The organism is Halomonas alkaliantarctica, assembly GCF_029854215.1.
GTDB lineage: Bacteria > Pseudomonadota > Gammaproteobacteria > Pseudomonadales > Halomonadaceae > Vreelandella > Vreelandella alkaliantarctica_A.
Genome location: NZ_CP122961.1, coordinates 921,110 through 944,956, shown reverse-complemented (window position 1 = coordinate 944,956; position 23,847 = coordinate 921,110). Strand labels below are relative to the sequence as shown.

Annotated in this window: 3 protein-coding genes; all 3 read right to left on the bottom strand. The window is 55.9% G+C overall.

Going from position 1 to position 23,847, the window contains the following annotated elements:
- Nucleotides 1-6: 6 nt before the first annotated feature.
- From QEN58_RS04215 to QEN58_RS04205, 3 genes are read right to left on the bottom strand one after another with little or no spacing between them, the layout of a single operon-like run.
- Entirely contained in the window at nucleotides 7-7,374 is a 7,368-nt protein-coding gene (locus QEN58_RS04215) for a non-ribosomal peptide synthetase (protein ID WP_280105908.1), read from the bottom strand.
- A complete protein-coding gene (locus QEN58_RS04210; protein ID WP_280105907.1) occupies nucleotides 7,371-13,943 on the bottom strand; it encodes a non-ribosomal peptide synthetase in 6,573 nt (2,190 codons plus the stop codon). The genes QEN58_RS04215 and QEN58_RS04210 overlap by 4 nt, the downstream gene beginning before the upstream one ends.
- Nucleotide 13,944: 1 nt before the next feature.
- Nucleotides 13,945-23,811, bottom strand: a complete 9,867-nt coding sequence (locus QEN58_RS04205; protein ID WP_280105906.1) for a non-ribosomal peptide synthetase — start codon at nucleotides 23,809-23,811, stop codon at nucleotides 13,945-13,947.
- Nucleotides 23,812-23,847: the final 36 nt, after the last annotated feature.

Sequence of the window (23,847 nt, the reverse complement as noted above, 5' to 3'; positions counted from 1 at the left end):
GTATCTTCAAAATAGCGCCTGCATTGCTTCGTCAAAATATCGTTTAGTACTTATTCGTATCCGCTTTACTACCTGAGAAATCAGATCCTCATCCCCAATGATTGAGAAGTGGTCATGAGGAGTCTCAATTGAGGTTCTCGGGATTCGCTTTAACTGGTTCGCTAGCGCCTGACGCTCTTTCCAATCTCTTCCCGTCGCCCACCAGCAATCCACTTCACAAATCACCGCTGGCAAGGCATCAAGCTGTAGTGAAAGATGCTTCAAGTGCCGAGCCACGCAGAATATTCGAGCAAGCTCCTCGCTACCCAGTGCTGCGTAACCCTCACGACCATATGCATCGAAGGACGCCATTAACCTCGACAACTTAATAGCAACCTCTTCCTCACTCTCTTCTTCGTTGCTCTCCTCATTACCATTGAGCTCTTCAAGCGAAACACCTGGCAGTATCACTGATGCAAAGTTTACAAAATCTCGCTGCCAGCTATCCTCGCGGTGCAGTTCACCGCCAGGTATATAGGGATCTATCAAAGCCAGTTGACTCACATCTTGCCCCAGCCCTTCAAGTCGAGCCGCGATCAGTGCTGCCAATGCTCCACCAAGAGACCATCCCAATAGCCGATAAGGCCCCACTGGTTGTATGAGACGTATCGTCTCCACATAGTTATCAGCCATTGTTTCAAGTGAGGTATCTCGATGCTGTGGGTCGGTCAACATTCGGCAAGGTAGGCCGTAAACCGTACATACTTCCTGCAAGCGTCGGGCTAACGGCTGATAGTCAAAAACCGTTCCCATTACGGCATGAATGCAGAACAGCGGCGCCTGACTGCGACACTCGCCATTGAGCATCACAGCCCCTTTTGGCAGCGCCCCAGGTTTATTCCTTACTCCCAGCAGATCAGCGATAGTCGGCTTCTGCATTAGGTCGAACAGTTTAAACTCAGGCCGCGGCAACTCTAGAGCCTGTACATGGCTCATTACTTGTAGACTCAACAGAGAGTCTCCACCCAGCTCGAAGAAATTGTCGGTCTCGCCGACCCGCTCAACACCCAGTACTTCTTGCCATATCTCAGCAAGCTGTTGGGCTTCTGGTGTAGAGGGCGTCACATACTCGCGTTTTTCCTCAAAATTAGGTTCAGGCAGTGCTTTGCGATCTACCTTGCCGTTGGCATTCAGCGGCAGTGTATCGAGGATGACCACGACGCCCGGTACCATATAGTCTGGCAGTCGTTGCCCCAGCGCTTCTCGCAGTGAGCTGGTATCGAGTTCACTGTCGGCTTGGGGAACCACATACGCCACCAGCCTCGAGCCACTAAAACTTTCTTGTGCCACCACTACCGCCTCGCGAACCTCCGGCTGAGAGAGCAGTTCAGCTTCGATCTCGCCAAGTTCGATCCGCAGGCCACGAATTTTCACCTGTTGATCGAGGCGGCCCAGGTACTCGAGCTGGCCATCCTCCCGCCAGCGCACCAGATCGCCCGTACGGTAGAGGCGTTCACCCTCTTTGAACGGGTCAGCGATAAAACGCTCCGCCGTGAGATCACTACGGTTAAGGTATCCCCGCGCCAAACTCACCCCACCCAGGTATAACTCTCCTGCTACGCCCTGTGGTACTAGATTCAATTCACCATCCAATACGTAGGTACGGGTGCCACTGATAGGCCTCCCAATGGGTATCTGGCGTTGAGCATCTTCACGACACCACCAATGAGTGACATGAATGGTGGTTTCGGTAGGGCCATAGAGATCGTGAAGGCTGGCGCCATCAAGGCACTCGGCTACGTCCTGTTGTAACGTAGCTGGAACGGCCTCTCCACCGCACATAATATGCTTGAGCCGCGTCTTGGCCTTAACATCGGGATAGGCCAGGAAGGCCTTGAGCATTGAGGGCACAAAGTTGAGTGTGGTGACGCCGTGCTGCTGAATCAGCTCAATAATGCGCTCTGGATCGCGATGGTCGCCTGGCTGGGCGATCACCAAACGTGCCCCAACACTCAGCGGCCAAAAAATCTCCCATACCGAGACGTCGAACCCGAACGGCGCCTTATGCAGTACAGCATCGGTGTGGGTAAGCTGGTAGGTCTCCTGCATCCAGACCATGCAGTTGGTTAAGGCATCATGGCGGATGGCGGCGCCTTTAGGCTTCCCAGTTGAGCCCGAGGTGTAGATAACGTAGGCGAGATGTTCACCGTGCAACGCCACACCCGGGTTGGACGATGCATGGTGATCAACGTCTAACTGATCCAGCTCGATGACGCTAAGGTTTTCAACTACCGGCAACGTATCGTGAAGATGTTGTTGGATCAGTAGCAGCTCAATGCCACTATCTTCAGCAATATAAGCCAACCGCTCAGAGGGGTAATCCGCATCCAGCGGCACATAAGCGCCCCCCGCCTTGAGAATAGCCAGTAGCCCCACCACCATCTCAAGGGAGCGCTCCATACCGATGCCCACCCGAGTCTCGGGTTTTACGCCCAACCCAATCAGATAATGGGCTAGGCGGTTGGCACGGGTATTGAGTTCGGCGTAGCTAAGATGCTGGTCTTCAAAGATGAGGGCCGTGGCTTCTGGAGTTGACGCTGCTTGGTGCTCAATCAATTGATAAATAGGTGGAGCATCAGGGTGCTGATCTGGGTTCTCTCCCCATTCACTCAACAGTTGCAGTTCGTTTTTTCCTAGCAGACTAATCTCACTTAGTGATTGCTGTGATGCAGTTTGCAGGCTTGCAGCGATACCAGCTACGGCCAAACGCATGTATTCACACAGCCGCTTAGCGCCGATTACATGATTCACTTGCCCCACCAGTCGAAAACCTTCTCCCAGATCATCTACCGACATTCCAATGGGGTAGTTAGTACGCTCCTGCCCCCCCAGAGACTCCATGCCTTTCCATACATTAGTGGGTCTACTTTCTGTCAGGGGTGTGCTATAGCGATAGTTCAGCAAGCTTGTAAATAGTGGCATTCCCCTGGGCAGCCCACTGCAGCGCTGTGCTAGACCGAGACTGGCATGCTCGTGGTGCAACAACGCACTAAGGGCGCTGTGAGTCTGCCACAAGCACTTATCAACGGTTTTAGACCCTATTTTGATGCGCACAGGCAAGGTGTTGATAAACATCCCCAATGCCCGCTCAACCCCTTCAGTGCCCTGCATACGGCCGAACAAAACAGTGCCAAATACCACGTCGTCCCGCCCGGTAGTTTTGCTTAGCACCAAGGCCCAGGCCAAGTGGAACAGGCTTGCCGTACTGACACCATGGTACTGCGCCTGCTGCCGTACCTGTTGAGCCAACTCTGGCTCTAGCGGCAGCTGCATTTCTTCGATATCGCTACCGTCGCCGCGTACATCCAGCAGCCCGAAGGGTGCTGTAGGTTCCTTTATGCCGCCCAATCGCTCGCGGAAGAAGGCTTCATGCTCTTCTGAGCTTACTCCCAGATGCGCCTGTGCCACGAAGTTGCGAAATGGGATCGGCTTGGGCAGTTCGTCATCGTGGCCTTGCTGGATCAGGGCAATTTCTTCCACCAGTAGCTCAAGGGTGGTGTGATCCATGACTAGATGGTGGCTAGGTAACTGTAGCAACCAGTGCCCCTGCTCAGCATCGTATGCAGCCAGCGCCCGAATCATAGGTGCTTGGCGTACATCGAGGCGATGGTGCTCAGGATTCACCTGGATGTATAACCATTCGGCCACACCGTCGGTGGCCGCATCTGGCGCGGTCGGCCATTCGATATCCAGCATGGCATGTCGATACACCACCTGCACCGGTTCGCGGAGTCCTTCCCAAAGCACAGCAGTACGCAGGATGTCATGGCGGGCAATTAGTTTATTGAAACAGACAATGAATGCTTCCAACCGCTCCTGGCAATCAAAGCCAAGTAAGTGTTGAGTTACATAGGCATCTCCTTCCTGCTGTAGCCGATGATGAAAAAGGATGCCCTCCTGCAACGGTGCCAGTGGGTAGATATCCTGAATATTGCTAGCACCGCCGGGCACTGCCGCTTCAATCTCACGAAGCTCTTCAGCATTAAGCTCTATCAGTGTCAGCATATCAGGCTGGAGAGCCTGACAATCGTGTGGGATCCGGTTAGGAGGAATGATGAGTTCCTGCTGCTCTGGCTTCTGTGCAATCGCCTCGGCAAAGGCTGCCAGTTCTGGGTGTTGGAACAGGGTTCGTACCTGTGCTGTCAGCCCCCGGTGCCGCATTCGCTCCAGCACTTTTAGAGCCAACAGCGAATGACCACCCAGCTCAAAGAAGTTGTCGTGACGGCCGACTCGCTCAACGCCCAATACTTCTGACCAGACTTCCGCTAACGCCTCTTCCACCTCGCCTTGAGGCAGCTCGTACTGCGAGCCACTGGTCGACTCCGGCTCGGGCAGGGCCTTGCGGTCTACCTTGCCGTTGGCATTCAACGGCAAGGTATCGAGGATGACCACGACGCCCGGTACCATATAGTCTGGCAGTCGTTGCCCCAGCGCTTCTCGCAGTGAGCTGGTATCGAGTTCACTGTCGGCTTGGGGAACCACATACGCCACCAGCCTCGAGCCACTATAACTTTCTTGTGCCACCACTACCGCCTCGCGAACCTCCGGCTGAGAGAGCAGTTCAGCTTCGATCTCGCCAAGCTCGATACGCAGGCCGCGGATCTTCACTTGATGATCGAGCCGGCCCAGGTACTCGAGCTGGCCATCCTCCCGCCAGCGCACCAGGTCGCCGGTGCGGTAGAGGCGTTCGCCTTGCATAAATGGATCGGTGATAAAGCGTTCTGCGGTCAGATCAGGGCGGTGCAGATAGCCCCGCGCCAAGCCCACGCCACCAAGATAGAGTTCGCCAGCGACCCCGGGAGGCGCCAAGTTGAGATCGCCGTCCAGTACGTAGGTGCGGATACCGGTGATCGGTTGGCCAATCGCTACCTGATTGCGCCCATCGTCTTGGCACGTCCAGTGGGTAACATCAATCGCCGCTTCGGTGGGGCCGTAGAGGTTATAGAGCGCCGTATGAGGCAAGCGAGCAAATATCTGATTCTGCAGCTCCGCCGGCAGCGCTTCGCCGCTGCATACCAGTCGCATCAGACTGGTACAGGTTTTTACCTCACCATGAGCCAGGAAGGCCTGCAGCATCGACGGCACGAAGTGCAGCGTGGTAATCTTATGAGTGCGTATTAATTCGACCAACAGCGTCGGCTCACGATGGGCACCTGGTGGCGCCATCACCAGTTGTGCCCCCTGCATCAGCGGCCAGAAGAACTCCCACACCGAGACGTCGAAGCTGAACGGCGTCTTCTGCAGCACCGCATCGTCGGACGTTAGACCGTAGACCTTCTGCATCCACTGTAGGCGATTGATCAGCGCTTGGTGGCGGTTGGCTGCGCCCTTGGGCCGCCCGGTGGAGCCTGAGGTGTAGATCACATAAGCAAGATTTTCGCCGTGCAGGGCCACGTTCGGATTGGTCGGCGCATGGTGAGCAATATTCAACTGATCCAACTCAATGACGTTCAGCCCATCGGCCACCGGCAGCGTATCGCGAAGATGCTGCTGGGTAAGCAGAAGCTCGATGCCGCTGTCCTTGACCATATAGGCCAGTCGCTCGGCAGGGTAATCCGGATCCAACGGCACGTAGGCGCCCCCCGCCTTGAGGATCGCCAGCAGCCCCACCACCATCTCGATGGAGCGCTCAACAGCGATACCCACCCGCGTCTCAGGTTTTACGCCTAGGCCGATCAGGTAGTGGGCCAAGCGATTAGCTCGGATGTTAAGTTCGGTGTAGCTAAGTGACTGCTCTTCAAATACTAGTGCCGTGGTCTCTGGGGTTGCAGCAGCCTGCAGCTCGATCAGGTGGTGAACAGATGATGCGTCGGGATACCGTTGAGAGCTTTCCCCCCACTCCTGTAATTGACGTTGTTCGCCTTTATCTAGCAATTCAATATCGCCCAGCGCACACTCCGGCATCTCTACCAGCGCCTGTAGCATAGCCGTATAGTGCTGCGCTAGACGCTCAATGGTAATTGAATCGAACAACTCTTTTGCATAAACAAAACTTGCCTTCAGGAAATCATCCGCGCGCTCAACCACATCCAGCGTCAGCTCGAACTGCGCCTCGCCCTTATCTAGTGGCCAACTGCTTAGGTTCAGTCCTGGCAGAGTCGGCAACTCGCCATGATCCTGCCACTGGTGGTTGAACATCACCTGGAATAGCGGCGTCTGGCTCAGATTACGATCCGGCTGCAGCGCCTCCACTAACTGTTCAAAAGGAAGATCCTGATGCTCTTGCGCGCCCAGCGCCGCACGTTTTCCCTGCTCCAGCGCCTTAGCCAAGCTCAGGCGACCATTCAACGGGTTACGGAGTACTTGCGTATTAACGAAGAAGCCCACCACGCCTTGGGTTTCCGTGCGGTGGCGGTTGGCGATCGGAACTCCGACCCGGATATCTTCTTCTCCCGTATAGCGATATAGCAGTGACTGGAAACCTGTCAGTAGCGTCATAAACAGGGTGGCGCCCTTCGCCTGGGCCTGCTGACGCAATTTGCTCACTACCGAGGCAGGAAGCACTATTGCGTGGCGTGCAGCGTGATAGTGGCCATCGTTACGGCGTGGGCGGTCGGTCGGCAGTTGCAATATCGGGTGTTCATCTCCCAGCTCCGCCTGCCAATAGGCCAGTTGACGCTCCTTTTCACCCGCCTCCATCCACTGACGCTGCCATAGTGCATAATCGGCATATTGAATCGGCAAAGCGGGTGGCTGCCAGGCTCCTCCTGTAACTCGAGCGGAGTAGTCCGCAGCAAACTCATCGATGATCAACTGCATCGACCAGCCATCGGAGATGATGTGGTGCATTACCACCACCAAAAGGTGCTTCTCTTCTGCTAAACGTAGTAGCCCTACACGCAACAGCGGCCCCTGTTCCAGATCGAAAGGGTCATTACAAAGCCGATCAATCTGATCTTCTAATACTGCTTTGCGCTCATCCTTCGGCATATGGTTTAGCTCAACTTCGCACCATGCAAAGTTGTTCTCGGCCTGAACCACTTGCATCATCTCTCCCTCGCCGTCGTCACGGAACACCGTGCGCAATGCCTCATGACGAGAAATCAAGGCGGTGAAGCTACCCCACAGTGCTTCAGTATCCAGCGCCCCCTCAAGGGACAGAGCACCACTAATATGGTAAGCGCTGCTCTGGGGATCCAAGCGCCACAGGAACCACTGGCGAAGTTGGGCATAAGAGGGTGAGCAAATTGTCTGTTGTGATACAGGGCGCCTAAGAATAGGAAATTGGCCAATGCCCAATCCTTGAGTACGAATCTTGTCGTAAACCACACGGCGCTGCTCACTAGGCAATCCGGCAAAGCGCTCCGCAATACGACGGGTATCGATATTACTCATTGAACGGTATCCATGCTGTCGATGAAGGAATCAATGTCAGAGAGCGACTGCTCTAAGGAGTGCCCGTGGTTTAACCCGACAATACATTCTGCTAAAGCGTGTAGAAGCGGATTCTTGAATACTTCAGATATATGAAGCTCAACCTGCATATCAGCTTGAACATGTGCCACCATCTGCACAGCAAGCAGAGAATGCCCCCCTAACTCGAAGAAGTTGTCGTGACGCCCTACTCGCTTGACACCCAGCACCTCGCTCCAAATCGTCGCCAGCGCCTCTTCCGTTTCACCTTGAGGCGGTTCGCACTGCAAACCACTGGTCAACTCCGGCTCGGGCAGGGCCTTGCGGTCGACTTTGCCGTTGGCATTCAGCGGCAGAGCATCGAGCGTGACCATGACGCCCGGCACCATATAATCTGGTAGTCGTTGCCCCAGTGCTTCGCGTAGTGAGGTGCTATTGAGTTCACTGTCAGCTTCGGAAACCACATAGGCCACCAGCCTGGAACCATAGGGACCTTCTTGAGCGACCACCACCGCTTCCCGAACCTCCGGCTGAGAGAGCAGTTCGGCTTCGATCTCGCCAAGCTCAATGCGCAGGCCGCGAATCTTCACCTGGTGATCAAGACGCCCCAGGTACTCAAGCTGGCCATCCTCCCGCCAGCGCACCAAGTCGCCGGTGCGGTAGAGACGTTCCCCTGCTGCGAACGGATCAGCGATAAAGCGCTCCGACGTTAGATCACTGCGATTGAGATAGCCACGGGCCAGGCTTACCCCGCCGAGATAGAGTTCGCCAGCGACTCCTGGCGGTGCCAAGTTAAGATCACCATCCAAGACGTAGGTGCGGGTACCACTAATGGATCGCCCAATGGGAATCTGGCGGTGAGCGTCATCACGACACCACCAGTGAGTGACATGAATAGTAGTTTCGGTGGGGCCATACAGATCATGCAGGTGGGCACCATCAAGACATTCAGCCACATCTTGCTGTAGCGTCGCTGGAACGGCCTCACCACCGCACATAATATGCTTGAGCCGCGTCTTGGTTTTAACATCGGGATAGGCCAGAAAGGCCTTGAGCATTGAGGGCACAAAATTGAGCGTGGTGACTCCGTGCCGCTGAATCAGCTCAATGATGCGTGCGGGATCCCGGTGGTCACCCGGCTGGGCGATTACCAAACGGGCCCCAACACTCAGCGGCCAGAAAATCTCCCATACCGACACGTCGAACCCGAATGGCGCCTTGTGCAGTACGGCATCGGTATCGGTGAGCTGGTAGGTCTCCTGCATCCAGACCATGCAGTTGGTCAAGGCATCATGGCGGATGGCAGCGCCCTTGGGCCGCCCGGTGGAACCCGAGGTGTAAATCACGTAGGCGAGGTGCTCGCCATGCAGCGCCACCGCTGGATTGGTAGCAGCGTGATGTGCCACGTCCAGCCGATCCAATTCGATAACGCTGAGTCCATCCGCTACCGGCAATGACTCGTGCAAGTGGCGCTGGGTCAGCAGCAGTTCAATGCCACTATCTTCGGCGATGAAGGCCAGCCGCTCTGAAGGATACTCGGGATCCAGTGGCACATAGGCGCCCCCCGCCTTGAGAGTAGCCAGCAGCCCCACCACCATTTCGATGGAGCGTTCTATGGCGATACCCACCCGGGTCTCGGGCTTTACGCCTAGTTCGATCAGATAGTGGGCCAATTGGTTGGCACGGGTATTGAGTTCGGCGTAGCTGAGTGACTGATCTTCAAATACTAATGCAGTAGCCTCGGGCGTTACCTCGGTATGGCGCTCGATCAAATGATGGACTGGCTGAGTATTGGGATGCTGGTATGAATTCACTCCCCACTTGCTTAGCAACCGCCGTTCTTCTTCTCCTAGAAGGCTGATCTCACTTATCGCTTGCTGCGGTGTATGCTGCAGGCTTGCCACGATGCCCGCTACAGCGGCTTCCATGTAATCACATAACCTTTGTGCACCAATCGTGCGGCTCACCTGCCCTACTAACTGAAAGCCCTCCCCCTGGTCATCCACTGACATGCCAATAGGGTAGTTAGTACGTTCCTGGACACCCAATGTCTCCATACCCTCCCAGGTATGGATTGGATTTTTCTCTTGTTGGGGAACGCTATAACGATAGTTCAACAGGCTCGAGAATAGAGGAGCTCCACCGGGTAACCCACTGCATCGCTGCGCCAGTCCGAGGCTGGCATGTTCGTGATGCATTAGCTCAGAAAGAGTATCGTGGGTGTGGCGTAGACACTTATCAACACTCTGGGAACCTGTTTTGACACACACTGGAAGCGTATTGATAAACATCCCCAGAGCTCGCTCGGAACCTTCGATGCCTTGCATGCGGCCGAAAAGTACGGTGCCGAACACGACGTCGTCCCGTCCGGTGGTTTTACTCAGCACCAGCGCCCAGGCCAGATGGAACAGGCTGGCCGTGCTGACACCATGGCGCTGTGCCTGTTGCCGAACTTGCTGGGCTAGCTCCGCTGGCAAAGGAAGGCGAACTTCCTCTATATCGCTGCCATCGCCACGAACGTCTAACAGGCCGAAGGGCGCGGTCGGTTCTTCAATATCGCCCAACCGCTCACGGAAAAAGGTTTCATGCTCTTCCTGGCTTACCCCTAGTCGGGTCTGGGCAACGAAATTGCGGAATGGAAGGGGTTGAGGTAGCTCATCTCCGCGGCCTTGCTGGATCAAGGCAATCTCTTCTACCAGTCGTTCGAGGGTGATGTGATCCATGACTAGATGGTGGCTAGGTAACTGTAGCAACCATCGCCCATGCCCGGCATCGTATGCAGCTACCGCCCGCAGCATCGGTGCGTGGCGCACATCAAGGCGATGATGATCCGGATCCACCTCAGCATTCAATTGTTCAGCGACACTAAGCGAAGAAGCATAATCAAAGTCTAACCATTCAAGCTCAAGCTCAGCATGGCGACATACCACCTGCACCGGCTCTCGTAATCCTTCCCAAAGCACGGCGGTACGCAGGATATCGTGGCGGGTAACCAGCTGGTTAAAACCGGCAGTAAAGGCTTCCAGCTGCTCTCGGCTGTCGAAGCCAAGCAAGTGTTGGGTCACATAGGCATCGCCCTCTTCCTGAAGCCGATGGTGGAAAAGAATGCCCTCCTGTAGCGGTGCCAAGGGATAGATATCCTGAATATTGCGGGCGCCGCCGGGCACTGCCGCTTCGATGGCGCTGATTTCTTCACCATTGAGTTCGATCAAAGGCAGCATCTCGGGCTGGATTGCCGAGCAGCCATCTGGAATCCGGTTGGGCGGAATGCTGATTTCCTGCCGCTCTGATGCCTGAGTTAATGCCTTGGCAAAGGCCGTCAGTTCAGGGGATTGGAACAGCGTGCGTACCTGCGCCGTCAAGCCCCATTGCCGCATTTTCTCCAGCACTTTCAGGGCTAGCAAGGAATGACCACCCAGTTCAAAAAAGTTGTCGTGACGGCCAATCCGCTCCACGCCAAATATTTCGGACCAGATTTTTGCGAGAACGACTTCTACCTCGCCCTGCGGAGGTTCGTACCGCTGGCTTCCGGCCAAATCCGGTGCGGGCAGCGCCTTGCGGTCTACCTTACCGTTGGCATTCAGCGGCAGTGCATCGAGCGTGACCACGGCTCCCGGCACCATATAGTCTGGCAGATGTTGGCTCAACTGCTCGCGTATTGAGGTGGCGTCAAGTTCAATGCCTGCCTGAGGAACCACATAAGCCACCAGCCTCGAACCACTAGCTCCATCTTGGGAGACCACCACCGCCTCGCGAAGCGCCAGTTGCAATAGCAACTGCGCTTGAACTTCCCCCAACTCCACCCGATAACCGCGGATTTTAACTTGATCATCCATACGGCTAAGGAATTCCAAGCTACCATCTGGCAATTGCCGCACACTATCACCGGTGCGATATAAACGTTCTCCTTCACTAAAGGGGTCAGCTACAAATCGTTCCGCCGTCATATCAAGACGCCCCAAATAACCGCGGGCCAACCCCACCCCCCCTAGATAAAGTTCACCGTTCACTCCTTGAGGCACAAGGTTCATCCAAGGGTCAAGTACCCGAATTTGCATGTTACGCAAGGGGGCGCCAATCGGTAGCGTAGATGCTCGCTGATCAGCACTTTCATATCTTTGTGTCAATGCTCCGACAGTTGTCTCAGTGGGGCCATAATGGTTAACAATTTGACAAGATGGATTTAGGTCTGAGATCCATTTAACCAGAGACCAATCGCTTACCTCCCCCCCAAGAACTAAACACCTTCTCGGCAATGTATTTAATGGACTCTTTACACTCATTAGTGCGCGCAAATGGCTAGGCACTATTTTGAGGACATCAATCTCATGATCATGCATGTATCTAGTAAAAGCGTCTGGATCAAGCGTGCTATCAGATGAAATCAAATGAAGAGTTTGCCCCTTGTACAAGGCGCCGAATAGCATGGTATGGCCTAAATCCGCGGCTATTGTCGACACCATTGCAAAACGACGAGCATCATCAGATAACGCTAAAACCTCCAGCACCCCTTCAACGTAATTGCTCAGAGCGCCATGCGTGATCCCAACCCCCTTAGGTCTTCCAGTAGAGCCTGAGGTGTAAATCACGTAGGCTAGATGTTCGCTGTGCAGTACCACTTCCGGATTGGTAGAGGCATGGTGTGCCACATCTAATCGATCCAGCTCAATAATGCTCACTCCATCAGTTACCGGCAGCGTCTCACGTATGTGTTGCTGTGTGACCAACATCGTTATGCCGCTGTCTTCGACCATATAATCCAGCCGCTCGGCGGGATAATCCGGATCCAGCGGCACATAAGTGCCACCCGCCTTGAGAATAGCCAGTAATCCCGCCACCATCTCAACTGAGCGCTCCATAGCGATGCCTACTCGGGTTTCAGGTTTTACACCTAAATCAATCAGATAGTTCGCCAAGCGATTGGCGCGGGTATTGAGTTCGGCGTAGCTGAGTGACTGATCTTCGAATACTAGCGCTGTGATATCGGAGGCTGCCGCTGCTTGGCGTTCAATTAGATGATGAATAGCTAGAATATCGGGGTATCGTTGAGTGTTGCCTGCCCATTTCTTCAATTGATGCTGTTCATTCTTATCAAGTAGTTCGATATCACTCAACGCACGTTCTGGCATCTCTGCCAGCGCCTTTAAAAAAACGACATAATGCCGCGCCAGTCGTCCAATGGTGATGGAATCAAACAGCTCTTCAGCATAAATAAAACTTGCCTTCAGGTAACCATCATTACACTCCTCCACATTTAGCGTCAGCTCGAACTTTGCCTCTTTCTTTTCTAGTGGCCTGGTACTCAACTCCAATCCTGGTAGTGTCTTCAGCGCACTATGATCCTGCTGCTGATAATTGAACATCACTTGAAATAGTGGTGTGTGACTCAGGCTGCGCTCCGGCTGCAGCGCTTCTACTAACTGCTCAAAAGGCAGATCTTGATGTTCTTGAGCACCAAGCGCCGCACGTTTTGCCTGCTCTAGCGCTTCGGCCAAACTCAGGCGACCATTTAACTGATTGCACATCACCTGAGTATTGACGAAAAGCCCTACCACTCCTTGAGTTTCTGTACGATGCCGATTGGCGATTGGCACGCCTATACGAATATTTTCCTGCCCAGTATATCGATACAACAACACCTGTAAGCCCGTCAGTAGCGTCATAAACAGGGTAGCTCCCTGAGTCTGAACTCGTTGACGCAATCCTCTCACTAACGGTTCTGGAAGTACCATGTGGTGGCGTGCAGTGTGATAATATCCATCGTTGCGACGCGGGCGATCAGTCGGCAGTTGCAGCACTGGGTGTTCGTCACCTAGTTCCGCCTTCCAGTAGGCGAGTTGACACTCTTTCTCACCCGCGTCCATCCATTGACGCTGCCAGAGTGCATAATCAGCGTACTGAATCGGCAAGGCTGGCGGCTGCCACGTCTCACCCATTACCCGAGCGGAGTAGTCCGCAGCAAACTCATCGATGATCAACTGTATCGACCAGCCATCGGAGACAATGTGGTGCATTACTACCACCAACAGCTGCTCTTCTTCAGCTAAACGCAATAGTCCCACCCGCAATAGTGGCCCTTGCTCCAGATCGAAAGGGTCATTGCAAAGCCGCGTAACCTGACTCTCTATTGCCGCTTCTCGCTCACCCTTCGGCACATGGCTCAGGTCAATATCAGACAATGCGAAGTTATTTTCAGCCTGCACCACTTGCACTGCCTCGCTTTCACCATCGTCACGGAACACCGTGTGCAATGCCTCATGGCGTGCTACTAAAGCCGCGAAGCTCCCCCGCAATGCTTCAGAGTCAAGAGTTCCCTTAAGGGTCACGGCACCCGTGATATGGTAGGCGCTGCTTTGGGGATCCATGCGCCACAGAAACCACTGGCGTAGTTGGGCGTAGGAGAGTGTTCTGCTCTCTTGGTTCTTAGACCTAACGATTGGCAACTGCGAAAAGTCGATCCCCTGTTGTCTTAATGCCTCAAGAAATACGCTCTGCTTGTCTCGTGGCAGGTGTGCGAAGCGCTCAGCAATCGTGTGTTTATTGAGTTCCATATCAGCTCTCCATACCGTCTAATAGCGCTGCCATCTTTTCGAGTTGAGCGCTCTCGCTCTCTTTCGCACCTCCCCTGCTTTCCTGAATGGGCTCACCCATAGAGGCCAATGTAGCGTGTTCGAAATAGCTGCGGAGAGGGAGACGTATATCGAAATGTTCTTCCACTTTAGATTGCACTTTAAGAGCCAACAGCGAATGCCCCCCTAACTCGAAGAAGTTGTCGTGACGCCCTACCCGCTCGACACCCAGCACCTCGCTCCAAATCGCCGCTAGCGTCTCTTCCGTCTCACCTTGGGGTGGCTCATATTGCGCGCTACTGGCGAAGTCGGGCTCGGGCAATGCTTTGCGATCCACCTTGCCGTTGGGCGTTAGTGGTAAGGCATTGAGCATTACCACTAAACTTGGCACCATATAGTCGGGCAATACCTGCCCTAGACGCTCGCGTAGCTCGGCCGTATCGATCAGTTCATGTGGCTGGGCGACGGCATAAGCCACTAACCTGGCGCCTCCTGGCCCTTTCTGGGCCACCACTACCGCTTCTCGTATAACATCGAATTCCACCAACCGAGATGCTATCTCTCCCAGCTCAATGCGCTGGCCCCGTATCTTGACCTGCTGATCGGTGCGTCCGATGTATTCAAGCACGCCATCGGTGCGATAGCGGGCAAGATCGCCTGTCCGGTAAAGCCGCTCTCCAGGCACATCGGAAAACGGGTTGGGCACGAAGCGCTCCGCCGTCAGCTGCGGCTGGTTCAGGTAACCCCGCCCAACACCAACACCGGCGACATATAGCTCGCCACTCACCCCCGTTAGTAGTGGGTTCAGCTGGTTGTCGAGAACGATTAGCTGAGTGTTATCGGCCGGCTTACCGATCGGCACCACGGCTACGTATTCGTCATCGTCGCTACGCAGTAAGTGCAGGGATACGTCATCGGCACATTCAGCAGGGCCATAGGCATTGACCAGGGGAATCGACGGATAGCGCTCAAACCATTGGCGCACTAGCTCGGAGGTGGAGGCTTCCCCCGTGGGCAGCAGCCAGCGCAGTGCTGGCAGGTCGACTGAGGCAGTATTCAACATTCCCTGGATCACTGCAGGTACGCTTTGCAGTACCGTAACGCCGTTGTCGCGCACATAAAGGAGCAATGCACTGGGGTCGCGTGCAATCTCATCAGGCACGATCTCGATGCTGGCGCCACATAACAGTCCCGCCAATGTTTGCCAGACGGAGATATCGAAACTCAGCGCTGCGGTCTGGGCAATGACATCGCTGGCCGACAGATCCAGGTAGGGAACCTTACTCAACTGGTTATTGAGCATGCCACGATGGCTAACGACGACACCCTTGGGTTCACCGGTCGAACCAGAGGTATAGATGATGTAGGCGGCCTGATCAGGGTGAGCCGTTACAGCGGCATCCCCCTCTAGTGCTTCCGCCGTGACCAGATCCTCGAACACGAGCATCCGCGGCGGGTTGGGCATGGATTCAAGCACAGCTTCGAGATGCGGTATTTGCTCAGCAGTGGCAACCAGAACCGATGCATGGCTGGACGCCAGCATATCGACGATACGCTGATCAGGAAGTCGGGGATCCAGCGCTAGATACGCACCGCCAGCCTTGAACGTACCCAGAATCATGCTTGGCAACGCTAGGCCGCGCTCGGCATGCAGGGCGACGACATTATCCTTCTTCACCCCTGCTTGCCGCAGTGCTTGGGCAATGCGATTGGAGGTGTCCTCTAGCTGATCATAAGTGAGTGTGTCTCCCTGATGGCGAACGGCAGCTTGGCGTGGATGCTGTCGTACCTGCTCACGGAACAGGTCGATATAACCTCGCTCAAAGGGATAAGTAACCGACTGCCCTCTACATTGCGCCCGCTGTGTCTTCATCTCGTTAACAGGCAATACGTCCAATTCATGATAGGGAGCATCAGGCCTGTCAATAATGTGCAAGAGAATTTGACGGAAGCCTGAGAGCAGCCTCTCGACTTCGGAATCGTCAAACTTTCGGGCGTCGTAGGAGAGCTGCAGCATCAATTGCTCGCCAGGCACCACCACTACGGTCAAGGGGTAATTGGTGTGGGTGCGGTTGCCCTTGATAGACACATGAAGATCATGGATTTTCTCCGTTATGCTGGCATCTATCGGCGCATTTTCGAATACAAAGAGGCTATCGAATAGACTGCGTCCTTGTGACTGCTCTCCCAACGATTGAATTTCGACTAACGGTAGATGCTCGTATTGACGCATCTCCAGGTTTTTCGCCAATAGCCCATGCAGCCAATCAAGGACAGATGTTTGCGGCGAAGGGGCTGACACACGCAGAGGGATTGTGTTGATAAACAGCCCCATCGTCTCCTGTATGCCCTCCAGTTCTAGCGGGCGCCCAGCCACTGTCACGCCGAATAGGATGTCATCCACCTGGGAAAGCCGCCCTAACAGCAGTGCCCATGCCCCTTGTACGATCGTATTGACAGTCAATTGATGCTGTCGGGCAACGTTCTGTAGCTCTGCACTCTCATCGTGGGAGAGCGAGGAGAATACATCAGCCACCGTGGCAACACTGTCGTGCGAACCGTGCGGCTTAAGATAAGGAATCGGCGTTATCTCATCGAAACCTTCAAGCTCATGTTGCCAATAGTTGCGTAGCACACTGGCATCCTGCTGCTGCAACCAAGCGATAAAATCACGATACGGCCTTGGTTGCGTCAACTCGTGACTCGTCCCGAGACGATAGGCATCGTAATAGTGGAAAAAATCGCTGAGCAACAGGGAGCGGCACCAGGCATCCATCAGAATATGGTGGAAACTCTGTACGACGTAGAACAGGTTCTCCGCCAGTTGAATAAGGCGTACCTTTAGCAATGGTGGTCGTTCCAGGTCGAAGCCATCATCAAGCTCCTGACGCAATAACACCGCCAAGCGCCGATCGGCCTCATCCTCGTCAATACCGCGCCAATCGATATATTCCACGGGTGAAGGAATTTGCCGATATACTACCTGCAACTGTATCTCTTCGGTTTGCCATACGAACCCTGTACGTAGAACCTCATACCGTTCGCCAACTCGCTGCCAGGCTTTCTCGAAAGCATTGACGTCGATAGGCGAAGCAAACCGGTAGCGATCCTGCATCATGTACATACCAGCGCCTGGATTGAGCAGGGTATGCAATAGCAGCCCTTGCTGCATCGGCGCCAACGGGTAGATGTCCTCAACATTGGCGACATCCAATCGCAAGCCGTCAAGCTGCCCTTGACTCAGCCCCGCCAACGGGAAGTCCGAAGGCGTTGCGCCACGAACGCCGCTATCACAGTGATCAAGGAGTGACTCCAGTTGCGCTTGGAAGCTTGCTTGCAAGGCATGTATCGCTGCATCGCTGTGAATCTCACGACTGAAATTCCAGCCGAAGCGCAGTTGGCCATCTTGAACCCAGGCCACCACCTCAATCCAGGTACGGCGCTTGCTTTGGGGCGCGCGAGCCTGCCCTGCATTCTCTTTAGCGAGCCGCCAGGCCCCATCGCCCTGTAGGGAGCGATCCAACTGGCCTAGATAATTGAAGGTGACCTGGGGGTAGGCACCACCGACCAGCGCGGGCTCTTCTTTCAAATAGCGCAGCACGCCGTAGCCGAGCCCTTTTTCAGGCACTTGGCGAAGTTGCTCTTTGATGGCTTTTAGGCTTGAACCCGATCCACCATTACTTGGGGTCAGGCGAACCGGGTAGAGCGAGGTGAACCAACCTACGCTGCGACTGAGATCGACACCGTCGAACAGATCTTCGCGACCATGGCCTTCCAGTTCGATTAGTACACTGTCTCGCTCCGCCCATTGGCACAGGGCGCTCGATAGTGCAGCGAGGAGCAGGTCATCCACCTGGGTGCGGTAGGCTTTATGCGCCGGCCCCAGCAGTTGCGTGGTCGCTTCGGTAGGCAAGCTGCCAACGAGCGATGCGGTATCGGCGACGGTGTTGCTGCCATGGGGATTATGTGCAGGCAGGCTAGGCTCTGGCTCTTTGACAAGGCTCTCCCAATAGGAGCATTGCTCAGCCAAAGCCTCCGATTTGGCATAGTCGGCCAGGGCACTCGCCCACTCATCTAACGAGGAGGTTGCTGGTGGCAGATCAATTGCCTTTCCTGCATTTAACTGCGTGTAGGCCGTTTGCAGGTCATCGAGAATCACGCGCCACGAGACGCCGTCTACCACTAGGTGGTGAGCCACTAGCAGCAATCGCCCGCCGCGCTCGCCTCCCAGTGCCATCCAGATGGCTCGGAACGGCCGCTCCAGGCTTAGGCTGTGTTGCGCAGCATCGGCGGCCTGGGTGATGGCCTGCGCCGGATCCGCATGGTCACTCAGATCCAGGTGTTTGAAGAGGTCATCGGCTAGCTTGCCATAAGCTTGTTGCCAGCTATCGCCAACGCGCTCAAAGCGCAGCCGCAAGGCACCATGGTGATCGACCACTGCCTCAATGGCACGCCGTAGCAGCGCGGCATCTACATCACTGGCCGCTTCCAGCATCAACGACTGATTCCAGTGGTGTGGCTCGGCAAAGCTCTGCTCGAAGAACCAGCGCTGTACCGGCAGCAGCGCAAAGGAAGCAGTCTTATTGGGCGCAGCCGCTTGTTTAGGAGCGGTAGCAGCCAAGGGTGTGGCCATCGCCGCCACTGCGGCAATGGTCTGCCCTTCCATCAACTGCTTGGGCGTTACCTTGTAGCCACGCTTGCGCGAGCGTGCGACGATCTGCAAGCTGAGGATGGAGTCACCACCCAACTCAAAGAAGTTGTCGTTACGCCCCACCTGCTCGCAGCCGATCACGTCAGCCCAGACCTCTGCCAACGTCTCTTCTGCTTCTCCCTGGGGCGCTTCAAAGGTTTTACCACTACCGGCTTGCACTGGCTCGGGCAGCGCCTTGCGATCTAACTTGCCATTGGCGGTTAGCGGTAAGGCATCCAGCCGTACCAGGGCACTGGGCACCATATAGTCCGGCACGCGCTCGCCAAGCTGCGCGAGTAACACAGCATCATCGACGTCGCTCCCGGCTGCTATAACCACGTAGGCGAACAGTTGCGCGCGGCCTTCCTCGTTTTCCCGCGCGACCACTTCGGCCTCCGCGATGCACGGTTGATCGCGCAGCAGGGTAGCGATTTCGCTCGGTTCAACCCGATAGCCGCGAATTTTGACCTGATCATCCACACGGCCAAGGAACTCCAGGCTACCATCGGCCAGTTGGCGCACACGATCACCGCTGCGATAGAGCCGCTCCCCCGAATGAAAGGGGCTGGCAACGAAACGTTCCGCCGTTTGCCCCAGCCGCTGTAGATAGCCTTGAGCCAGCCCAGGGCCACCCAGGTAGAGCTCACCGGCAACACCCTTCGGCACAGGATTAAGCCAGGGATCGAGCACATAGGCCCGAGCATTGGCCAGCGGTGTGCCGATAGGCAGTGTGCTGGCACCATGATCGGCCATGTCGGCTTGCTGGGTGAGAATACCTACCGTGGTTTCCGTCGGGCCGTAGTGATTAAGCACTTGGCAGGTTGGCTTAAACTCGGCGAGACGCGCCAGTAGCGCCCAGTCGGTAGCTTCGCCACCCAGAATCAAGCGCTCTTGCGGAAGTACATCCGCTGGGCTTGCGGCACTCAGCAGCGCCCGCAGGTGGCTGGGCACAATCTTGAGCACGTCCACCTGCTGTTCACGCATATAAGCCGCAAAAGCATCCGGGTCAAAGGCGCACTCGTGGGAAATAAGGTGCAAGGTGCGGCCGGTGCACAAGGCACCAAACAGCACCGTATGCCCCAGATCCGCCGCCACCGTCGACACCATCGCCATGTTGCGGGCACCTTCTGGTAGCGCCAGCGCCTCCAGAACACCCTGTACGTAATTGGCCAGAGCACCGTGACTAACCGCCACCCCTTTAGGCTTGCCCGTGGAACCAGAGGTATAGATCACATAGGCGGTCTGCTGGGGATGAATGACAGGCAGTTCGTGCTCTACGGCAGCCGGAATATCGTCGATAAACGCCAGCGCCATTACCGGAACGTCATCACTCCAGCCGCAAGGCGTGCTGCTCAGTAGTAAGCGAGCGCCACTGTCAGCCAATTGATAGGCCAAGCGGTCGCTCGGCAGTTGTGGATCAAGCGGTACGAAAGCCCCGCCCGCTTTGAGTACGGCGAGAATGCCGAGCACGTACTCGCACGAACGCTCAGCGTGAATGGCAACACGCACCTCGGAACCAACGCCTTTTGCGATTAGTGCCTGTGCCAGACTCTGGGCTTGGGCATCCAGGCTGGCATAGGTATAACGGTACTGCCCATCGTTTACGGCTAACTCATCAGCATGAGCTGCTACCACTTTCGACAGCAGGGTGGGTATAGCCTGAGTGAGAATCTCGCTTTGGTTGCCTTCCAGCACGGAGATAGGCTCAGGTAGCGGCAGCATCGCAGTGTGAGACCGCGGATCAGCTACGACCTGCTCGGCCAGGAACCGGAATGCCTGGCAGAAACGCTCGATCGTGGTGGCATCAAATAGCTCTGCGGAGTAAGCGAATAGACCTGCTATTCCCTCGAGCTCATCGCAAAAATCGAGACTCAGGTCGAAGTGAGCAATACCCGTGAATACCTGCTCGGCTTGAATGGCCAGGCCAGCCACGTGACGCTCCGCCTGCCACATTTCCTGCTGAGTACACTTCACCTGAAATAGCGGATGTACCCCCGGTTGCCGTTCGAGCTGTAGCGCCTCCACCACTTGATCGAAGGGGACATCCTGGTGCAGCTGGGCATCGACCAGGGTAGCGTTCACCTCATCTAACAAACGGTCGAAATTTCCAGTGGGATCAATCTGAGTGCGCAACACAACGACATTGATAAGGTACCCAATTAAGCCCTGAAGCTCGGCTTTATGCCGATTGGCAATCGGCGCCCCTACCTTGATATCTGTCTCACCGCTAAAGCGATACAACGTCTGCTTCAATAGCGCCAAGATCACGGCGTAGAGTGAAACGTTTCTTTCACGGGCTAGGCTACGTAGCTGCTCGCTCAACTCACCGGGAAGCGTAAAGCGCAGCTGGCCTTCGCTCGGTGCGGACATCGCTTGGCGTGGGCGATCCAAGGGCAACGCTAGCGGGGGATGATCCCCCGAGAGGCGTTCACACCAGTGAGCAAGTTGGCCCTGCCGCTCACTATTATGTCTCTCACTACGATGCTGCTGACGCTGCTGCCAAACCGCATAATCTGCGAACTGTATGGGCAGTGGTGCAAGCTTGGCTTCTTGCTGAGTGCACGCGCGCTCATAAAGTGCGCACAAATCATCAATGAGCACCTGTACTGACCATCCATCGCCAGCAATGTGGTGCTGCACGACAGCTAACACATGATGCTCCGTGGACAAGCGGTAGAGGGCGACGGTTAAGGGAGGTGCCTGATCCAGGTCAAAAGGCTGCCGGGCCAGTTTAATGAGTGCGTCATGCAGTGCCTGCTCCCGTTCAACCACGTTATCACTGGGCATCTCGTTACAGATCAGCTCAGGATGCCAATCCTGCGCTAGCCGCTGAACAGGTTCTCCCGCCTCATTCAAGGGGTAGTAAGTACGCAAAATGTCATGGCGCTGCACGAGATTCTCCAGCGCTGCATTGAGCGCTGTTGGTTCCAACACCCCCTTGAGATGCAGTGCCCCTGCCATATTGTAACCCGCGCTCTGGGGATCAAGTTGCCACGTCAGCCATAGGCTGCGCTGTCCTTCCGACAGCGGTATGTCGCCTTGGCGCTGCTCATCTTCAAGACGGGGGATGGCCATCCCTCGTTGATCCGGTGATGCCGCCAAACGTGCTTCGATAGCGTTAGCCATGGCAGACAAGCGCGGTTGCTCGAACAGCGAGTGCAGAGATAGCTCGACGCCCCAGTGATCACTGATGGCGGCGGCTAGGCGCACCGCCGCCAGAGAATTACCCCCGCTGGCGAAGAAGTGGGCATCTTTTCCCAACGGCTTTTTCTTGCCGTCCCCCAGCACCTGGTGCCAGAGCTTCGCCAACGCCTGCTCCGTTTCGCTCCCTGCTTCCGCAGTGGATTGCGATGACTTTCCTCCGCCCTCAGCGTCACCACCGCTGACAAAACGCCCAAAGGCGTGAATGGCGTAGGCATCCAGGCTACCCGCCTCCCAGTCTTGGCGGCAGGTGCTGCGCTGCAATTTACCGCTGGAGGTTTTGGGAAGACCGCCTGGGTTAAGCAGTAGCACTACCGAAAGCGGCTCATGGCACGCGCTTCCCACCGTCTCGCTTAGCGCTTCGACCAGCTTCTCGGCGGGCACTAGCTTCTGTATGCCGCGGGAGACTTCTGCCGCAACGCCGATTCCTTCAGCGCCTTCCGACGTGGTCACGGCAAAGGCCGCCACGCGCCCTTTGCGTACTGCTTCCACCTCGGCTTCGATAGCGCTCTCGATATCCTGTGGGTAGACGTTATGGCCGCGCAGAATGATCAGGTCCTTAATACGCCCGGCGATATACAGCTGCCCTTCGTGCAGAAAGCCTAGATCGCCAGTGCGCAGCCAGCGATCATCGCGGGCGTCGTGGTTCTGTGCATCAGCATCATCGGTGCGCTGCCAACTGACCCCATCGCGGGTAACAAAGGCTTGCGCTGTTGCTTCTGGGTTCTGCCAATACCCGTGCGCCACGCTGGGCCCATTGACCCAGATCTCGCCGACTTCACCACTGGGCAGCGAGTGAAGCCCCTCAGGATCGACAATATCGATAGCGTGACCGGGTTCCGGTGTACCACAGCCCACCAGAGTGTTGCCTTCAACCGCTGAGGCAGCCTTCCCCTCGGCCAGCGACTGTTGAGAAAAAGCCGTGCCCACCACGCCTGTACCGCGCGAATTACAGCTAACCAATAGCGTCGCTTCGGCCAAGCCATAACAGGGTGCTGCGGTGTCAGCGGCAAAGCCCGCTGGGCGGAAGCGTTCGATAAAGCCAGTGAGGGTATCGTGGCGTACCGGCTCGGCGCCTGAGAATGCGACCCGCCAGCTAGATAAGTCGAGCGCCTCAAGCTGCTCGTCGCGGATACGCTCAAGACACAGCCGATAGGCAAAATCGGGGCCACCGCTAATGGTGCCCCGGTGGCGGGAGATCGCTTCCAGCCAGCGTACCGGCCGCTGTAAAAAGAAGGTGGGGCTCATCAATACCGCAGGGATACCGCGATAGATGGGCTGCAGCAGGCCACCGATCAGCCCCATGTCGTGGTAAAGCGGCAGCCAACTGACGAAAACATCGTCGGCACCAATCGAGAAGCCCGATTCGATAGCGCGCTCGTTGGCCATTAGGTTGCCATGGCTCACCATCACCCCTTTGGGCGTGGCTGTGGAACCAGAGGTGTACTGTAAAAAGGCGATATCATCACGCTTTGGGCGATGCTCGACCCAGTGTTCAGCGCGGCTCTCATCTACGCCATCCACAGGTATCAGTTCGGCGCTGCCGAAGCCTTCGCTTGCAGATGCGACCACATCGATAATCGTTGTAGAGGTGAGCACACAGGCGGCCTGAGAGTCGGCGGCAATCGCCAGCAGGCGAGCAAGGTGCTGCTGCTTGGCTGACTCCGGTGGAAAGACGGGCACGGCAATCACCCCGGCATACAGGCAGGCGAAGAACGCCACCACGTAGTGCTCGTCGTTATCCAGCAGAATCAAGGCACGCTCACCCGCCGGGAACCGCTGCTGGAGCTCGCTGGCCAGGGCGCGGGAACGCCGTTCCAGGGTGGCGTAGTCAAGGGTGATCTCACCTTGAGCGTTCACTACAATCAGCGCCCTGTCGCTGGGCCTTTCCCGGGCCAGAAGACTTAAATGCTCAACGAAGCTGTGGTTAGCAACATTATGGGACGGGTGGCTGTTCATTGTCTGAGCGTGCCTTATATTCATATGCGTACCTGC

Bases quoted from the DNA above. Each gene is read 5' to 3' on its own strand.
- QEN58_RS04215 (WP_280105908.1), bottom strand. From the start codon at position 7,374: ATGAGTAATATCGATACCCGTCGTATTGCGGAGCGCTTTGCCGGATTG.
- QEN58_RS04210 (WP_280105907.1), bottom strand. From the start codon at position 13,943: ATGGAACTCAATAAACACACGATTGCTGAGCGCTTCGCACACCTGCCA.
- QEN58_RS04205 (WP_280105906.1), bottom strand. From the start codon at position 23,811: ATGAACAGCCACCCGTCCCATAATGTTGCTAACCACAGCTTCGTTGAG.